The following is an 18,011-nucleotide window of genomic DNA, read 5'->3' as shown; positions in this document are numbered from 1 at the left end:
AGGGTAGCAGCGTTAACTGCTACCCTCGAAGATTGTTACCCAGCGTATTGCGGTTTTCAGGCCCGATGGGGAACGACCATCAGGCGTATAGTCTGTCCGTGCTACGTAACAATCGAGAGGGCTGGAATTTCCGCCCCTGGTTCTTGTAATTAGTTCAGTGCTTTGTCATTCGGTTCTTTGAACAGTGCTTTCATTTCGTCTGACAGTTCGAAATTCATGTTCAGGTTTTTCGGCGGAATGGGATTTTTGAACCACTTATCAAACCATTTTTCCGCTTCACCGGAGGTCTGCACCTGAGCGATGGTGTCATCCATCAGCTTTTTGAACTGCGGATCATCTTTACGCAACATACAACCGTAGGCTTCCTGAGACTGCGGCTTGCCGACGATTTCCCAGTTGTCTGGTTTCTTCGCTTTCGCACGTTCACCGGCCAGCAGAGCGTCATCCATCATAAAGGCAACAGCACGACCGCTTTCCAGGGTGCGGAAAGAGTCACCGTGATCTTTGGCGCTGATGATGCGCATATTCATTTTTTGCTCTTCATTCAATTTGTTGAGCAAAACTTCAGAGGTAGTGCCGGAAGTGACGACTACGGCTTTGCCTTTCAGGTCGGCAAAATCTTTGATATCGCCGCCCTTTTTGGTCAGCAGGCGCGTACCGACCACGAAAATAGTGTCAGAGAAAGCCGCCTGTTTCTGGCGTTCGACGTTATTGGTGGTAGAACCACATTCAAAATCGAAAGTGCCGTTTTGCAGCAGTGGAATACGGTTTTGTGAGGTGATCGGAATCAGTTTCACCTGCAAGTCCGGTTTGTTGAGTTTCTTTTTCACTGCTTCAACAATGGCGTTGGAGTAATCCTGCGAGTAACCCACCACTTTTTGCTGATTGTCGTAATAAGAGAAAGGTACTGAAGATTCACGGTGACCGACGACAATCACACCGTTTTTGGCGATTTTGTCCAGCGTACTGCCCGCTGCCGGGGCGGCGTCATCTGCCTGTGCCAGTCCTGCGGAAAGCGCCAGGGCGAGGATTGCTGTGGCAGGTTTACGTAATTGCATATCCAACTCCTTTATCTTCTGCGTTAAGAACGCATGGATACCCGTTGTGAGTGTTTGTGTTGTTATCGTCTGCAACTTTATTGTGCAGTGTTGTGCCTGTTAGGTAACATTTAGTTTGGCTAAATGTAAAGATATTGCTGTTTTATTGTTTGTTTTTGCGAGATGCGCCGCACCATTCCGAAGCAAAATTCTTAAAATGCACTCTTTTGGTGCTACCCGTGGATTGCTGTGGTGCAACCGGGTTGTACTGATGCTGGTTCAAGCTTTGCCTTGTATAACAAAGCAATAGATGTGCCAAAGTTGGATAGGGGAATTTTGTTATCCGGATAACGCACTGATGCCGCATCCGGTGAGCGTGCCGAAATACGGGATGTATTCCGGCACGATAAGAAGGGATTATTTACGTCGTTGACGCAGGCTCATCAGCACAGCAGCAAAACCAAACAATGCCGTCAGTACCCACAGCGGCCAGTTGCCGGTACGTGCGTACGGTGTAAGTCCGGTAGTCGGCGTCACGTTAGTGGTCAACACTTCGCGGGTGAACTGCGGGATCATTGCCTGAATCTCACCCTGCGGGCCAATCACCGCCGTAATACCGTTGTTGGTGCTACGCAGCAATGGGCGCGCCAGCTCCAGCGCACGCATTCGCGCCATCTGGAAGTGTTGCCATGGACCAATAGATTTACCAAACCACGCATCGTTGGAGATAGTCAGCAGGTAGTCGGTATCCGGGCGGAAGTTATCGCGCACTTGCTCGCCGAGAATGATCTCATAGCAAATGGCCGCAGTAAGCTCAATACCATTCACCGACAGCGGCGGCTGGATATATGGCCCACGGCTGAACGACGACATCGGCAGATCAAAGAACGGTGCTAACGGACGCAGAATCGACTCCAGCGGGACAAACTCGCCAAACGGCACCAGATGGTTTTTGTTATAGCGATCGGCTGATTCGTAGCTGTACGGTGCACCTTTACCCAGCGTGATGATGGTGTTGTAGGTATCGTAGCGGTTCTGCTTATTGAGACGCGCGTCAACAATTCCGGTTACAAGCGTACTCCCTTTATCGCGCAACTCACCGTCCAGTGCTTTGAGGAACGGTTGCTGATTAATTTCCAGATCGGTTATCGCCGACTCCGGCCAGATAATCAACGATGATTTGCCCATCAGCGGTGCCGTCGCGTTGTAATAAATTTTCAGCGTATTAAGAAGCTGGCTTTCGTCCCACTTCAGCGATTGCGGAATATCGCCCTGAACCATCGAAACCTGAATGGTTTTCTCCGGTTGCGGGGTAAACCACTGGATGTAACGCAGCGGGAAGGGAAGGGCAAACAGCACGACGGCCACTACCAGCGGACGCCAGTTGCGTTTGACCAACGCCAGTGCCAGCAGGCCACTAACCATCATCAGCAGGAAGTTAATGGCTTCCACGCCCATTATCGGTGCCAGCCCTTTTAACGGGCCATCAATCTGGCTATAGCCGAACTGTAACCACGGGAAGCCGGTCAGCACCCAACCGCGCAGAAACTCGGTCACTTGCCAGAGAGCAGGGGCGGCAATCGCCACGCGCAGCCAGGTGGTTTTCGGCCATAGACGCGACAGCACGCCAGCAAACAGTCCGGTATACAGCGACAAATACGCCGCCAGCAGCACCACCAGGAAGATGTTAACCGGGCCAGGCATTCCGCCAAAAGTCGCGATGCTGACATAGACCCAGTTAATACCGCTGCCAAAGAGGCCAAATCCCCAGCAAAAGCCAATAGCGGCAGACTGGAGTGGACGGCGGTTAAAGGTCAGCGCCTGAAGCCCCATCAGCGAAATAATCGCCGCAGGCCAGACGTCGTAAGGAGAGAAGGCCAGCGTTCCGCAGGCACCGAATAATAACGCCAGCAGCAGGCGAATGCGCTGGCGTTCAATTAATGAGGCAAAAGCCATGTAGTTATCTATCCAGTTTCGGTTTTATTCATCCAGCTTCGGCTGGGGTGAGTCATCCGGGATTTTGACATGAACCTGAATAATACGCCGACTATCGGCCATCGCCACTTTGAACTGGTAACCGTCGATGTCGATAGTTTCGCCACGCGCCGGAAGATGCCCAAATGCCTGCATCACCAGACCACCGATAGTGTCAACCTCTTCATCGCTAAAGTGGGTGCCGAACGCTTCGTTGAAGTCTTCAATGGAAGCCAGTGCGCGCACGGTCCAGGTATGACGACTCAGCTGACGGAAGTCGATATCATCTTCTTCGTCATACTCGTCTTCAATCTCACCAACAATCAGTTCCAGGATGTCTTCAATGGTCACCAGACCGGAAACCCCACCGAATTCGTCAATGACGATCGCCATGTGGTAACGCTGAGAGCGAAACTCTTTCAGCATCCGGTCTACGCGCTTACTTTCAGGAACGACAACTGCCTGACGTAACACTTTGTCCATGCTGAAGGCTTCAGCATCGCTGCGCATAAACGGCAGCAAGTCTTTCGCCATCAGAATCCCTTCAATGTGATCTTTGTCTTCGCTAATCACCGGGAAACGTGAGTGGGCGGACTCGATGATGACATCAAGGCATTCGTCCAGCGTCTGGTTGCGTTTCAGGGTAATCATCTGGGAGCGGGGGATCATGATGTCGCGAACGCGTTGGTCTGCGATGTCCATCACCCCTTCGAGCATATCGCGCGTATCTTCGTCGATAAGGTCGTTCTGCCCGGAATCACGGATCAGCGCCAGCAGTTCGTCACGGTTTTTCGGTTCACCGTGGAAAAGTTGGCTGAGTAACAGGGAGAAAAATCCCTTCTTGTTGCTTATCGTGTCACTACTGTGTGAATTGTCGTCGCTCATGGCGTCGTATGGGTTCTCATGTTAGTTAATCAAAACGCCGTCGTTAATCACCAACGGCGGGGACATCTGCCAGTCAAATGCCTGGCAAATTATTCTTTCTCGGCAATGTACGGATCCTCATAGCCCAGAGCAAGCATAATCTCTGTTTCGAGGGCTTCCATTTCTTCTGCTTCGTCATCTTCGATGTGATCGTAACCTAACAAATGCAGACTGCCGTGCACCACCATATGCGCCCAGTGCGCCTCCAGTGGTTTGCCTTGCTCCTGTGCTTCCTTCTCAACCACCTGACGGCAGATAACCAGATCGCCCAGTAGCGACATCTCCATTCCAGGCGGCACTTCAAACGGGAAGGAGAGCACGTTGGTCGGCTTATCCTTACCGCGATAGGTCAGATTCAGACTGTGGCTTTCGGCGGTATCGACCACGCGAATCGTCACTTCCGATTCTTCCTGAAACTGCGGGATCACCGCATTCAGCCATGTCTGAAACTGGCTCTCTTCCGGTAACCCGGAATTATCTTCACATGCCAGTTGTAAATCGAGGATCACCTGACTCATTTTTGTTCCTGTTCTTCGCGCTTGCGTTCTGCTGCCAGCGCCGCTTTACGTTTTTGTTCTGCTTCTTCCCAGGCTTCATAAGCGTTAACGATACGCGCCACCACCGGGTGACGAACCACGTCTTCGCTGTGGAAGAAGTTAAAGCTGATCTCTTCGACGTCAGCCAGCACTTCGATGGCGTGACGCAAGCCTGACTTGGTATTACGCGGCAGGTCGATCTGTGTGACATCGCCGGTGATAACCGCTTTTGAGTTAAAACCGATACGGGTCAGGAACATCTTCATCTGTTCGATGGTGGTGTTCTGGCTCTCATCGAGAATGATAAACGCGTCGTTCAGCGTACGACCACGCATATAGGCCAGCGGCGCGACTTCAATAACGTTGCGCTCAATCAGTTTCTCGACTTTCTCAAAGCCCAGCATTTCAAACAGCGCGTCGTACAGTGGGCGCAGATACGGGTCTACTTTCTGGCTTAAATCGCCAGGCAGGAAGCCCAGTTTCTCACCGGCTTCGACCGCCGGACGAGTCAGCAGAATACGGCGAATTTCCTGACGCTCCAGGGCATCAACTGCCGCAGCCACTGCCAGGTAGGTTTTACCCGTACCCGCCGGGCCAACGCCGAAGGTGATGTCATGGTCGAGAATATTGGCGATGTACTGCGCCTGGTTTGGCGTGCGCGGCTTGATTACGCCGCGTTTGGTTTTGATATTGACCGCTTTGCCGTACTCCGGCACGCTCTCCGCGCTTTGCTCCAGTACCCGCGCTTCTTTAATCGCAAGGTGGATCTGTTCCGGTTCGATATCCTGAATCTGACCGCGCATCGGGGCGGTATCGACATACAGGTTACGCAGAATGTCTGCCGCAGCGGTGACGCAAATCGGACGGCCGGTCAGTTTAAAGTGGTTATCGCGGCGATTGATCTCGATGCCGAGACGGCGTTCGAGCTGCTTGATGTTGTCATCAAACGGGCCGCACAGGCTCAACAGACGCGCGTTGTCTGCTGGCTCCAGGGTGATTTCGCGAGTGTCTATGTTCAAACCGTTCCTCTTATCTGTATGCCGCCGGAAGCTGAACATTCACCGGCCTATAAGGAAATTATTCACGCCACAGGAAAAAGGCGCAAGCATTGCGATAAAGATGGGGATAAAGAGAGAAAAAACAAGGCCCACCGGAACGGCGGGCCTGAGAATTACGGCTGATAATAACCCACGCCAAGGTCGTTTTCTTTGCGGGTACGGGCAATCACCGATTCCGGTGTTTCTGCCACGCGCAGACCCATTTCATCTTCAGTACGCACCACTTTACCGCGCAGAGAGTTCGGGTAGACGTCGGTAATTTCTACATCGACGAATTTACCGATCATATCCGGTGTACCTTCGAAGTTAACCACGCGGTTATTTTCAGTGCGACCGGAAAGCTCCATGATGCTCTTACGCGATGTACCTTCTACCAGAATACGCTGGGTGGTGCCGAGCATTCGGCGGCTCCATGCCATCGCTTGCTGATTAATGCGTTCTTGCAGAATATACAGACGCTGCTTCTTCTCTTCTTCCGGAACATCATCAACCATATCGGCGGCTGGTGTACCTGGACGAGCGGAGAAGATAAAGCTGTAGCTCATGTCGAAATTGACGTCGGCAATCAGCTTCATCGTTTTCTCGAAGTCTTCGGTGGTTTCGCCAGGGAAGCCAACGATGAAGTCAGAACTGATCTGAATATCCGGACGCGCCGCACGCAGCTTACGGATGATCGCTTTGTACTCCAGCGCTGTATGGGTACGTCCCATCAGGTTCAGAATGCGATCGGAACCGCTCTGTACCGGCAGATGCAGGAAGCTCACCAGCTCCGGCGTGTCGCGGTACACTTCGATGATATCGTCGGTGAATTCGATCGGATGGCTGGTGGTAAAGCGAATACGATCGATCCCGTCGATCGCAGCAACCAGACGCAGCAGATCGGCAAACGATCCGGTGGTGCCGTCGTAGTTTTCACCACGCCAGGCGTTCACGTTCTGACCGAGCAGGTTGACTTCACGCACGCCCTGAGCCGCAAGCTGGGCGATCTCAAACAGAATATCGTCGGACGGACGGCTTACCTCTTCACCACGGGTGTAAGGCACTACGCAGTAGGTGCAATATTTATTGCAGCCTTCCATGATGGAGACAAACGCGGTCGGCCCTTCGGCACGCGGTTCCGGCAGACGGTCAAACTTCTCGATTTCCGGGAAGCTGATATCTACAACCGGGCTGCGGTCGCCGCGCACGGAGTTGATCATCTCCGGCAGACGGTGCAGCGTTTGCGGCCCAAAAATAATATCGACATAGTGGGCGCGCTGGCGAATGTGCTCGCCTTCTTGCGATGCCACGCAGCCGCCGACGCCGATAATCAGGTCTGGATTCTTCTCTTTTAACAGTTTCCAGCGACCCAACTGATGGAAGACTTTTTCCTGAGCCTTCTCGCGGATTGAGCAGGTGTTCAGCAGCAGCACATCCGCTTCTTCCGCCACGTCGGTCAGTTGATAGCCGTGGGTGGCATCCAGCAGATCGGCCATCTTCGATGAATCGTACTCGTTCATCTGACAGCCCCAGGTTTTAATATGGAGTTTTTTGGTCATCGACTTGCTCTTGCGAAATAGTAGCCAGGAATGCAGGGCGCATAGTGTAATGCTTTGCTGCCGTTGTGACCAGTATGAGCGTTATCAGCCCTTGGGGGTAAAAATCCTGTAAACTTAAAGCATATTGCTAACAGGATGATTGACCATGACAAATCAACCAACGGAAATTGCCATTGTCGGCGGAGGAATGGTCGGCGGCGCACTGGCGCTGGGACTGGCTCAGCACGGATTTTCGGTAATGGTTATCGAACATGCCCAACCTGCACCGTTTGTCGCTGACAGCCAGCCGGACGTGCGGATCTCGGCGATTAGTGCGGCTTCGGTATCATTGCTTAAAGGGTTAGGGGTCTGGGATGCAGTACAGGCTATGCGTTGCCATCCTTACCGCAGACTGGAAACGTGGGAGTGGGAAACGGCGCATGTGGTGTTTGACGCCGCTGAACTTAAGCTACCGTTGCTTGGCTACATGGTGGAAAACACTGTCCTGCAACAGGCGCTGTGGCAGGCGCTGGAAGCGCATCCGAAAGTAACGTTACGTGTGCCAACCTCGCTGATTGCGCTGCATCGCCATGATGATCTTCAGGAGCTGGAACTGAAGGGCGGTGAAACGATCCGCGCGAAGCTGGTGATTGGTGCCGACGGCGCAAATTCGCAGGTGCGGCAGATGGCGGGAATTGGCGTTCATGCCTGGCAGTATGCACAGTCGTGTATGTTAATTAGCGTACAGTGTGAGAACGATCCCGGCGACAGAACTTGGCAGCAATTTACCCCGGATGGACCTCGTGCGTTTCTGCCGTTGTTTGATAACTGGGCATCGCTGGTGTGGTATGACTCTCCGGCACGCATTCGCCAGTTGCAGAATATGAATATGGCGCAGTTACAGGCGGAAATCGCGAAGCATTTCCCGTCGCGTCTTGGGTATGTAACACCGCTTGCCGCTGGCGCTTTTCCGCTGACGCGCCGCCATGCGTTGCAGTATGTGCAGCCGGGGCTTGCGCTGGTGGGCGATGCCGCGCATACCATCCATCCGCTGGCGGGGCAGGGGGTGAATCTTGGTTATCGTGATGTCGATGCCCTGATTGACGTTCTGGTCAACGCTCGCAGCCATGGCGAAGCGTGGGCCAGTTATCCGATCCTCAAGCGTTACCAGATGCGGCGCATGGCGGATAACTTCATTATGCAGAGCGGTATGGATCTGTTCTATGCCGGATTCAGCAATAATCTGCCACCACTGCGTTTTGTGCGTAATCTTGGTTTGATGGCGGCGGAGCGTGCTGGCATGTTGAAACGTCAGGCGCTGAAATATGCGTTAGGGTTGTAGCCTTACAACATTGCCGGATGCATGCCAACCGTAGGTCGGATAAGACGCGTCAGCGTCGCATCCGACTTTGAAGGATAAGACGTGTCAACATCTCATTCGACATTGAATATACGCAGAAAAGCAAAAAGCTCGCCGAAGCGAGCTTTTTTAATGTGGCTGGGGTACGAGGATTCGAACCTCGGAATGCCGGAATCAGAATCCGGTGCCTTACCGCTTGGCGATACCCCAACTGGGTGCACTTACAAGGTAAGCGTCTTGAATAAATTGGCTGGGGTACGAGGATTCGAACCTCGGAATGCCGGAATCAGAATCCGGTGCCTTACCGCTTGGCGATACCCCAACAAATTGGTTTGTGAATTTGCCGAACGCATTCGACACATTCAGAATTTGGTGGCTACGACGGGATTCGAACCTGTGACCCCATCATTATGAGTGATGTGCTCTAACCAACTGAGCTACGTAGCCAGATTGTTTCTTCGATGGCTGGGGTACCTGGATTCGAACCAGGGAATGCCGGTATCAAAAACCGGTGCCTTACCGCTTGGCGATACCCCAATAACCGGGCGGTGAACCGCTTACTCGAAGAAGATGGCTGGGGTACCTGGATTCGAACCAGGGAATGCCGGTATCAAAAACCGGTGCCTTACCGCTTGGCGATACCCCATCCGTACAACGCTTTCTGGTGAATGGTGCGGGAGGCGAGACTTGAACTCGCACACCTTGCGGCGCCAGAACCTAAATCTGGTGCGTCTACCAATTTCGCCACTCCCGCAAAAAAAAGATGGTGGCTACGACGGGATTCGAACCTGTGACCCCATCATTATGAGTGATGTGCTCTAACCAACTGAGCTACGTAGCCATCTTTTTTTTCGCGATACCTTATCGGCGTTGCGGGGCGCATTATGCGTATAGAGCCTTGCAGCGTCAACCTCTTTTTCAAGGAAAATTGCTCGAAAGTGACTGTTTGGTTAGGTTGCGAACAGCGTGGCGCTATATTCGTCAATTATTGTTTACTTTGTGTTTTTTCCCCACCCTACAGCCATTCTTTTGTCATACAGGATGAAATTCGGAATTCAACAATAGTGGTGGGAAATTAATCTATGAAGTACTGGCCTACAGTGATGAATTGTCAAACAGTGATGTGGCAAACCCGGAACATTTCCTTACTGCATATCAGAATCAACAAGCACCTCAATAACTGAAACAGCCCCGGATTTTACCGGGGCTGTTTCGCATTTCTTACTTATACGCCGACTGGTGAACACCAACCGCACGACCAGATGGATCGTCCATTTTTTTGAACGCTTCATCCCATTCGATCGCTTTAGCGGAAGAACACGCGACGGAAGGACCGCCCGGCACGCACTCAGCGGCGCTCGGAAGCGGGAACAGTTCTTCAAAGATCTCCCGATACAAGTACGCTTCTTTAGAGGTTGGCGTGTTGTATGGGAAGCGGAAGCGGGCGGTTTCCAGTTGTTGATCGGTAACCTGCTGTGCCGCCACTTCTTTCAGGGTGTCGATCCAACTGTAACCGACGCCATCGGAGAACTGCTCTTTCTGCCGCCAGGCCACACTTGCGGGCAAGTACGACTCAAAACATTCACGCAGGATGTGTTTTTCCATTTTGCCGTTACCGCACATTTTATCCTGCGGGTTAATGCGCATCGCCACATCAAGGAATTTTTTGTCGAGGAACGGAACGCGTGCTTCCACGCCCCAGGCTGACATCGCTTTGTTGGCACGCGCGCAGTCATACATATGCAGGGCCAGCAGTTTACGCACCGTCTCTTCATGCAGTTCTTTAGCGTTCGGCGCTTTGTGGAAGTAAAGATAACCGCCAAACACTTCATCAGAACCTTCACCGGACAGCACCATTTTAATGCCCATCGCCTTGATCTTACGCGACATTAAATACATCGGTGTTGAAGCGCGAATAGTGGTCACATCATAGGTTTCGATGTGGTAAATCACGTCGCGGATGGCGTCCAGACCTTCCTGTACAGTGAAGTGAATTTCGTGATGCACAGTGCCCAGATGGTTTGCCACTTCCTGGGCTGCTTTCAGATCCGGTGAACCCGGCAGACCTACAGCAAAGGAGTGTAACTGCGGCCACCAGGCTTCAGAACGTTCCTGATCTTCCACGCGACGGGCGGCGTATTTCTTGGTGATCGCGGAAATGATTGAGGAATCCAGGCCACCAGATAGCAGCACACCGTAAGGAACGTCAGACATCAGATGGCTTTTAACGGAATCTTCCAGTGCCTGACGCAGCTCGTTTTTGTCGGTTACGTTATCTTTCACTGCATCGTAGTCGAACCAGTCGCGGTGATAATAAGAACGGATTTCGCCGTCCTGACTCCACAAATAGCTCCCCGCCGGGAACTCTTTAATCGTGCGGCATACCGGCACCAGGGCTTTCATTTCTGAGGCCACATACAGCTGACCATGTTCGTCATAGCCCATATACAGTGGGATGATCCCCAGATGGTCGCGGCCAATCAGGTATGCATCTTTTTCGCTGTCGTACAGGGCAAAAGCAAACATGCCCTGCAAGTCGTCGAGAAATTCCGGCCCTTTTTCTTGATACAGCGCGAGGATCACTTCACAGTCAGACCCGGTCTGGAACTGGTAACGATCGCCATATTCAGCGCGCAATGCCTGGTGGTTGTAGATTTCACCGTTTACTGCCAGCACGTGGGTTTTTTGTTGGTTGTAGAGAGGTTGCGCCCCCGCGTTAACGTCAACAATGGACAGACGTTCGTGGGCGAGAATGGCGTTATCGCTGGCATAAATACCGGACCAGTCCGGGCCACGATGACGCATCAGGCGTGACAGCTCGAGTGCTTTCTTGCGCAGCTCAACTGCGTCTGTTTTGATATCGAATACGCCAAAAATTGAACACATAACCTTCTCCGTTAACCTGGTATTTGTTGCTTGTTGTGTTTGCTTGTTTAAAAAAATGCCGCAAAGCAGCACCGTGCGCAAGCTATTTGGCAGTGGAAAAATAAAAAACGTAATAGTGATTGCTGATTTGTGAAAAAGGGGAGGGTGTGGTGACGTATTTATTGATGGATCGATAATTTTTGGCTGGTTTTATTGAATAGGATGATTTTAATGATGGCTAAAAATAAGAAACCACGCCCTGAGGCGTGGTTGCTATTCAGATAACGTCGATTTCAGCGACCGACGGGTAAATCCAGCTTGGGCGGAACGGCATACTGTCGATATCGTCGAGCGATGAAACACCAGAAAGCACCAGAATCGTCTCCAGACCCGCCTGGAAGCCCGCCAGAATATCGGTACGCAGGTTATCGCCGACAATCACCGTTTCTTCCGAATGCGCCTGCATTTTGTTTAATGCTGCGCGGATGATCCACGGACTCGGCTTACCAACATAGAACGGTTTACGTCCGGAGATTTTTTCGATCCCCGCGCATAGCGCGCCACAGGCCGGATAAAAACCGCGCCCGTGGGTGTCCGGGTTGGTGGCGATAAAGCGTGCACCGTTAGCGACGAAATAGGCTGCTTTATGCATCATGTCCCAGTTGTAGGAACGCGTTTCGCCAACAATCACAAAATCAGGGTTCACATCGGTAATAGTGAAACCGGCTTTGTACAGTTCATGAATCAGTGCGCCTTCGCCCACCACATATGCTTTCTTGCCTTCCTGGCGACGCAGGAAATCGGCGGTTGCCATCGCGGAGGTATAAAACACGCTGTCCGGCACATCGACACCCGCAGTGGCAAAGCGGTTCGCCAGATCTTGCCCGGTCTGCGAAGGATAGTTGGTCAGCAACACCAGCGGCAGGCCTTTATCCATAATCCCGTGCAAAAATTCCGCTGCACCCGGTACGGCGACGTTATCGTGCATCAGCACGCCGTCGATATCGCAAATTACATTTTTAATGGTCATGGACTACCCAGAATATTGACAACAATAAGCGCCACTATAAAAGCACATTAATTTTCCAGCAAATGCTGGAGCAAAATACCGTTGAGCATGGCGCGTTTTACCAGCGCAAAAGCGCCGATTGCCGAGCGGTGATCCAGCTCAGAACGTACTACCGGCAGATTAGTGCGAAACGCCTTCAGCGCCTGGGTATTAATGCAGCTTTCAATAGCAGGGAGCAGCACTTTATCGGCTTCGGTGATTTCACCGGCAATAACAATTTTTTGCGGATTAAATAAGTTGATCGCAATGGCGATGGTTTTGCCCAGATGACGACCCACATACTCAATCACTTCCGACGCCAGGCTATCGCCTTTGTTCGCAGCTTTGCAGATAGTTTTTATGGTGCAGTCGTCCAGCGGCACGCGGCTCTGGTAGCCCTGCTTTAACAGATTCAACACCCGTTGTTCAATAGCAGCGTTGGCAGCAATAGTTTCCAGGCAGCCAAAGTTGCCGCAGTGGCAGCGTTCACCCAGCGGTTCGACCTGAATATGGCCAATTTCACCGACGTTGCCGTTGCGGCCAATAAAAATGCGCCCGTTAGAGATAATCCCGGCCCCGGTCCCGCGATGGACACGCACCAGAATGGAGTCTTCGCAATCCTGACTTGCACCGAAGTAGTGCTCTGCCAGTGCCAGACTACGGATATCGTGACCGACGAAACAGGTCACTTTAAAACGTTCTTCCAGAGCTTCTACCAGCCCCCAGTTTTCTACCTGAATATGCGGCATGTAATGAATTTTGCCGCTGTCCGGGTCAACAAGTCCTGGCAGGATCACGGAAATGGCGATCAGCTCGCGCAGTTTGCGCTGGTAGCTATCAATAAACTGAGCAATGGCGTTAAGCAGGGCATGTTCCAGCGTCTGCTGGGTACGTTCCGGCAGCGGGTAATGTTCTTCTGCCAGCACTTTGCTACTAAGATCAAACAGAGTGATGGTGGCGTCGTGACGACCAAGCCGTACGCCGATTGCGTGGAAATTGCGGGTTTCGGTGACGATAGAGATAGCGCGGCGGCCCCCGGTGGAGGCCTGCTGATCAACTTCTTTAATCAGCCCGCGTTCGATAAGCTGACGCGTAATTTTTGTTACGCTGGCGGGGGCAAGCTGGCTTTGCTCGGCAATCTGAATCCGCGAGATTGGCCCGTACTGGTCAATCAGGCGATAAACCGCCGCGCTGTTAAGCTGTTTTACGAGATCAACATTACCTATCTGAGCTTGTCCGCCTGGTGTCATACTTTCTCTTATTGAGTTACGACCTCGTTACCGTTAACGATGGTCCTGGTGATTTTAAAATCAGGTGTGAATGCAGTCAGGTTGGCTACTTTACCTGCGGCGAGTGTGCCGAGACGTTTCTCAACGCCAATCGCACGCGCCGGATAGAGCGTCGCCATACGTAGCACTTCATCCAGTGCGATACCGCAATGTTCGACCAGATTACGCACGCCTTCAATCATGGTTAAGGATGAACCGCTTAACGTACCGTTCTCATCCACACAAAGTCCATTACGGTAGTATATTGTTTTACCCGCAAAAATGAACTGTTCAATGTTGGCACCTGCTGGCGCGGTGGCGTCAGTAACCAGACACAGTTTGTCGCCTTTCAGACGTTTAGCGTTGCGAATGTTGGCGTAATCAACATGCAGGCCATCAGCGATAATACCGCAATAAATGTCAGCTTCGTCGAGGATCGCGCCCGCCAGGCCCGGCTCACGACCGGTAATATACGGCATTGCGTTGTACAGATGGGTGGCAAAGGTAATCCCCGCGCGGAAACCGGCTTTCGCTTCTTTCAACGTCGCGTTGGAGTGACCGGCAGAAACCACAATCCCGGCATTTGCCAGTTTGCTGATGACTTCTGCAGGAACCATTTCCGGTGCCAGGGTCACTTTGGTAATGACATCGGCATTTTCGCACAGGAAATCGACCAGCGCGGCATCAGGCTTACGCACAAAATTCGGATTATGGGTGCCTTTTTTTACCAGATTCAGCCACGGGCCTTCCAGATGCAGACCTAACGCCTGATTCGGATGTTTTGCCAGGTACTCGCGCATAACGCGCACGCCCTGTTTCATCAGCTCGTCGCTGGTGGTGATAAGCGTCGGCAAATAGTTAGTACAGCCTGATTTCTCATTGGCTTTCTGCATGATTTCCAGCGTTTCTACGCTGACTGCTTCAGCAGTATCGTTAAACTGCACGCCGCCGCAGCCGTTTAACTGCACATCGATAAAACCGGGGGAGAGAATGGCCCCGTTCAGTGAACGTTGTTCGATCTCTGGCGGCAGTTCCGCTACCGGACAGACGCTTTTAATCAGGCCATCAGCGATAACAACCGCGTGGTCATCAAGAAATTCGTGGCCGGTAAAGATCCGGCCCTGGGTTAATGCATACATTCTGACCCCCGATTTTAAAAAATATTGCCCTGAGCAAGGTGTCAGGGCAGGGATAACAATTACAGACCTTTGATATTTTCTGCTTCTAATTCATTGAAATATCTTAAAGTCTTAACTTTCAGCTCCATGGTGGAAGGTTCATCGCACACCATGATCGCTTTTGGATGCAGTTGCAGACAGCTGATGGTCCACATGTGGTTTACGCAACCTTCAACGGCGGCCTGCAGTGCCAGTGCTTTCTGGCTACCCAGCACCAGAATCATCACTTCTTCGGCATCCAGCAATGTACCAACACCGACAGTCAGGGCATATTTTGGCACCTGATTGACATCGTTATCAAAGAAACGAGAGTTCGCGACGCGAGTGTCATGAGTCAGTGTTTTGATACGAGTACGAGAAGCCAGAGAAGACGCCGGTTCGTTAAATGCAATATGGCCGTCGTTACCTACACCGCCCATAAACAGATGAATTTTTCCGTAAGAACGGATTTTTTCTTCATACTGGCGGCACTCGGCGTCGATATCCGGGGCGTTGCCGTTGAGAAGGTTGATGTTTTCTGCTGGAATATCAACGTGATCGAAGAAATTACGGTGCATAAAGCTGTAGTAGCTTTCCGGATGCTCTTTCGGCAGACCGACATATTCGTCCATGTTGAAGGTGACAACGTGCTTAAAGCTGACCTGGCCTGCTTTATGCATTTCGACTAACGCTTTATAGGTGGTCATCGGCGTGCCGCCAGTCGGCAGGCCCAGAACAAACGGACGATCGGCAGTCGGTTTGAACGCATTGATACGATTGACGATATGGCGAGCAGCCCATTTGCCGACCTGTTCAGCGGTAGTCAGGGGGATCAGTCTCATTATTCACCTCAATAAGTAAAATGTAAGCCGTTGGCGGATTAGGCATCTTTAAGCGTAACCTGGATTTGCGCAGACAGGCGTCAATCCGACCTGATTTTTTGAATGATAAAATAAGTTTTCTGGTTTAGCCAGTAAAAGGGAGTGATGATAACGATATTTGGTGACAAAACTCACAAAAGACACGCGTTTAATTTGCGATACGAATTAAATTTTCACACACTCTGTAGCAGATGATCTAACAATCTGATTACAGAACATCGGCAGTACAATTTGCAGCAAAATAAAAATACGGCTTTAAACGAGCCAAATAGGGTTCTCGTAGGGGGAATAAGATGAATATTTTAGGTTTTTTCCAGCGACTCGGTAGGGCGTTACAGCTCCCTATCGCGGTGCTGCCGGTGGCGGCGCTGTTGCTGCGATTCGGTCAGCCAGATTTACTTAACGTTGCGTTTATTGCCCAGGCGGGCGGTGCGATTTTTGATAACCTCGCATTAATCTTCGCCATCGGCGTGGCATCCAGCTGGTCGAAAGACAGCGCAGGTGCGGCGGCACTGGCGGGTGCGGTAGGTTACTTTGTGTTAACCAAAGCGATGGTGACCATCAACCCGGAAATTAACATGGGTGTACTGGCGGGTATCATTACCGGTCTGGTCGGTGGTGCAGCCTATAACCGTTGGTCCGATATTAAACTGCCGGACTTCCTGAGCTTCTTCGGCGGCAAACGCTTTGTGCCGATCGCCACCGGCTTCTTCTGCCTGGTGCTGGCGGCCATTTTTGGTTACGTCTGGCCGCCGGTACAGCACGCTATCCATGCAGGCGGCGAGTGGATCGTTTCTGCGGGCGCGCTGGGTTCCGGTATCTTTGGTTTCATCAACCGTCTGCTGATCCCAACCGGTCTGCATCAGGTACTGAACACCATCGCCTGGTTCCAGATTGGTGAATTCACCAACGCGGCGGGTACGGTTTTCCACGGTGACATCAACCGCTTCTATGCCGGTGACGGCACCGCGGGGATGTTCATGTCCGGCTTCTTCCCGATCATGATGTTCGGTCTGCCGGGTGCGGCGCTGGCGATGTACTTTGCAGCACCGAAAGAGCGTCGTCCGATGGTTGGCGGTATGCTGCTTTCTGTTGCTGTTACTGCGTTCCTGACCGGTGTGACTGAGCCGCTGGAATTCCTGTTCATGTTCCTTGCGCCGCTGCTGTACCTCCTGCACGCACTGCTGACCGGTATCAGCCTGTTTGTGGCAACGCTGCTGGGTATCCACGCGGGCTTCTCCTTCTCTGCGGGGGCTATCGACTACGCGTTGATGTATAACCTGCCGGCCGCCAGCCAGAACGTCTGGATGCTGCTGGTGATGGGTGTTGTCTTCTTCGCTATCTACTTCGTGGTGTTCAGTTTGGTTATCCGCATGTTCAACCTGAAAACGCCGGGTCGTGAAGATAAAGAAGATGAGATCGTTACTGAAGAAGCCAACAGCAACACTGAAGAAGGCCTCAATCAACTGGCGACCAACTATATTGCTGCGGTTGGCGGCACTGACAACCTGAAAGCAATTGACGCCTGTATTACTCGTCTGCGCCTGACCGTGGTTGACTCGGCTCGCGTCAACGATGCGATGTGTAAACGGCTGGGTGCTTCTGGGGTAGTGAAACTGAACAAACAGACTATTCAGGTGATTGTTGGCGCGAAAGCGGAATCCATTGGCGATGCAATGAAGAAAGTTGTTGCCCGTGGTCCGGTAGCCGCTGCGTCAGCTGAAACTGCGCCTGCAACTGCCGCGCCTGTAGCAAAACCGCAGGCTATACCAAACGCGGTGTCTGTCGCGGAGCTGGTATCGCCGATTACCGGTGATGTTGTGGCACTGGATCAGGTTCCTGACGAAGCATTCGCCAGCAAAGCGGTGGGTGACGGTGTGGCGGTGAAACCGACAGATAAAATCGTCGTATCACCAGCCGCAGGGACAATCGTGAAAATCTTCAACACCAACCACGCGTTCTGCCTGGAAACCGAAAAAGGCGCGGAGATCGTCGTCCATATGGGTATCGACACCGTAGCGCTGGAAGGTAAAGGCTTTAAACGTCTGGTGGAAGAGGGCGCGCAAGTAAGCGCAGGGCAACCGATTCTGGAAATGGATCTGGATTATCTGAACGAAAACGCCCGCTCGATGATTAGCCCGGTGGTTTGCAGCAATATCGACGATTTCAGCGGCTTGATCATTAAAGCTCAGGGCCATGTCGTGGCGGGTCAAACACCGCTGTATGAAATCAAAAAGTAATCTGCTTTATACCTGATGCGACACGGCAGCGTCGCATCCAACAATGACAAGCGGTGGAGATCTTCTCTGCCGCTTTTTTTTTCATCAATCATCCCCATAATCTCAGTGAGATTTTCGATTTTCACTAACTAACAGTTGTCAGCCTG

13 protein-coding genes and 7 tRNA genes are annotated in these 18,011 nt (G+C 52.0%); 2 read left to right on the top strand and 18 right to left on the bottom strand.

Annotated features, from left to right (window positions below):
• Positions 1-149 precede the first annotated feature (149 nt).
• From gltI to miaB, 6 genes are all read right to left on the bottom strand, one after another.
• Positions 150-1,058 (bottom strand): glutamate/aspartate ABC transporter substrate-binding protein GltI, encoded by a 909-nt coding sequence (gene gltI / locus ACJHYR_RS12090; RefSeq protein ID WP_001177085.1) that lies wholly within the window; start codon positions 1,056-1,058, stop codon positions 150-152.
• Positions 1,059-1,454: 396 nt separating this feature from the next.
• Entirely contained in the window at positions 1,455-2,993 is a 1,539-nt protein-coding gene (gene lnt / locus ACJHYR_RS12085) for an apolipoprotein N-acyltransferase (protein WP_001522550.1), read from the bottom strand.
• 24 nt (positions 2,994-3,017) lie between these two features.
• The gene (gene corC / locus ACJHYR_RS12080) at positions 3,018-3,896 is read right to left on the bottom strand and encodes a CNNM family magnesium/cobalt transport protein CorC (protein WP_001278605.1); all 879 of its coding nucleotides are present in this window, start codon (positions 3,894-3,896) and stop codon (positions 3,018-3,020) included.
• A gap of 89 nt (positions 3,897-3,985) precedes the next feature.
• Positions 3,986-4,453, bottom strand: coding sequence for an rRNA maturation RNase YbeY (ybeY, locus tag ACJHYR_RS12075; protein WP_000084469.1), 468 nt, complete (start codon positions 4,451-4,453; stop codon positions 3,986-3,988).
• Entirely contained in the window at positions 4,450-5,490 is a 1,041-nt protein-coding gene (locus ACJHYR_RS12070) for a PhoH family protein (protein WP_059327732.1), read from the bottom strand. The genes ybeY and ACJHYR_RS12070 overlap by 4 nt, the downstream gene beginning before the upstream one ends.
• A gap of 152 nt (positions 5,491-5,642) precedes the next feature.
• Positions 5,643-7,067 (bottom strand): tRNA (N6-isopentenyl adenosine(37)-C2)-methylthiotransferase MiaB, encoded by a 1,425-nt coding sequence (gene miaB, locus ACJHYR_RS12065; RefSeq protein ID WP_000162740.1) that lies wholly within the window; start codon positions 7,065-7,067, stop codon positions 5,643-5,645.
• Between the two features lie 145 nt (positions 7,068-7,212).
• On the opposite strand from miaB, the gene ubiF reads away from it, so the two are divergent.
• Positions 7,213-8,388: a 3-demethoxyubiquinol 3-hydroxylase gene (ubiF, locus tag ACJHYR_RS12060; protein ID WP_021564076.1), complete on the top strand. Its 1,176-nt coding sequence runs from the start codon at positions 7,213-7,215 to the stop codon at positions 8,386-8,388.
• 153 nt (positions 8,389-8,541) lie between these two features.
• On the opposite strand, the gene ACJHYR_RS12055 is transcribed toward ubiF, so the two are convergent.
• The 12 genes from ACJHYR_RS12055 to nagB form a co-directional block, all read right to left on the bottom strand.
• Positions 8,542-8,616, bottom strand: a tRNA-Gln gene (locus ACJHYR_RS12055).
• 37 nt (positions 8,617-8,653) lie between these two features.
• Positions 8,654-8,728 (bottom strand) — tRNA-Gln (locus ACJHYR_RS12050).
• A 48-nt stretch (positions 8,729-8,776) separates the two neighbouring features.
• Positions 8,777-8,853: transfer RNA gene (locus tag ACJHYR_RS12045), tRNA-Met, on the bottom strand.
• A 15-nt stretch (positions 8,854-8,868) separates the two neighbouring features.
• Positions 8,869-8,943: transfer RNA gene (locus ACJHYR_RS12040), tRNA-Gln, on the bottom strand.
• Positions 8,944-8,977: 34 nt separating this feature from the next.
• A tRNA-Gln gene (locus tag ACJHYR_RS12035) sits at positions 8,978-9,052 on the bottom strand.
• A 23-nt stretch (positions 9,053-9,075) separates the two neighbouring features.
• Positions 9,076-9,160 (bottom strand) — tRNA-Leu (locus ACJHYR_RS12030).
• 10 nt (positions 9,161-9,170) lie between these two features.
• Positions 9,171-9,247: transfer RNA gene (locus ACJHYR_RS12025), tRNA-Met, on the bottom strand.
• Positions 9,248-9,627: 380 nt separating this feature from the next.
• Positions 9,628-11,292 (bottom strand): asparagine synthase B, encoded by a 1,665-nt coding sequence (gene asnB / locus ACJHYR_RS12020; protein ID WP_000337082.1) that lies wholly within the window; start codon positions 11,290-11,292, stop codon positions 9,628-9,630.
• A gap of 256 nt (positions 11,293-11,548) precedes the next feature.
• Complete coding sequence (gene nagD, locus ACJHYR_RS12015) at positions 11,549-12,301, bottom strand: ribonucleotide monophosphatase NagD (protein WP_000153129.1); 753 nt, start codon at positions 12,299-12,301, stop codon at positions 11,549-11,551.
• A gap of 47 nt (positions 12,302-12,348) precedes the next feature.
• Positions 12,349-13,569, bottom strand: a complete 1,221-nt coding sequence (nagC, locus tag ACJHYR_RS12010; protein ID WP_000187594.1) for a DNA-binding transcriptional regulator NagC — start codon at positions 13,567-13,569, stop codon at positions 12,349-12,351.
• An 8-nt stretch (positions 13,570-13,577) separates the two neighbouring features.
• Positions 13,578-14,726 carry an N-acetylglucosamine-6-phosphate deacetylase gene (gene nagA / locus ACJHYR_RS12005; protein WP_000271154.1) on the bottom strand — a complete coding sequence of 383 codons (1,149 nt, stop codon included), beginning with the start codon at positions 14,724-14,726 and terminating at the stop codon, positions 13,578-13,580.
• 59 nt (positions 14,727-14,785) lie between these two features.
• Positions 14,786-15,586 (bottom strand): glucosamine-6-phosphate deaminase, encoded by an 801-nt coding sequence (gene nagB / locus ACJHYR_RS12000; RefSeq protein ID WP_001237072.1) that lies wholly within the window; start codon positions 15,584-15,586, stop codon positions 14,786-14,788.
• A 332-nt stretch (positions 15,587-15,918) separates the two neighbouring features.
• Here nagB and nagE point away from each other — a divergent pair, with 332 nt between their 5' ends.
• Positions 15,919-17,865: a PTS N-acetyl glucosamine transporter subunit IIABC gene (gene nagE / locus ACJHYR_RS11995; RefSeq protein WP_001023116.1), complete on the top strand. Its 1,947-nt coding sequence runs from the start codon at positions 15,919-15,921 to the stop codon at positions 17,863-17,865.
• Positions 17,866-18,011 lie beyond the last annotated feature (146 nt).

Source organism: Escherichia sp. WS1450 (assembly GCF_046487395.1).
GTDB classification, from domain to species: domain Bacteria; phylum Pseudomonadota; class Gammaproteobacteria; order Enterobacterales; family Enterobacteriaceae; genus Escherichia; species Escherichia coli.
Note: the sequence above shows the minus strand (reverse complement) of the source record. Positions and strands in the feature narration are given on the sequence as shown.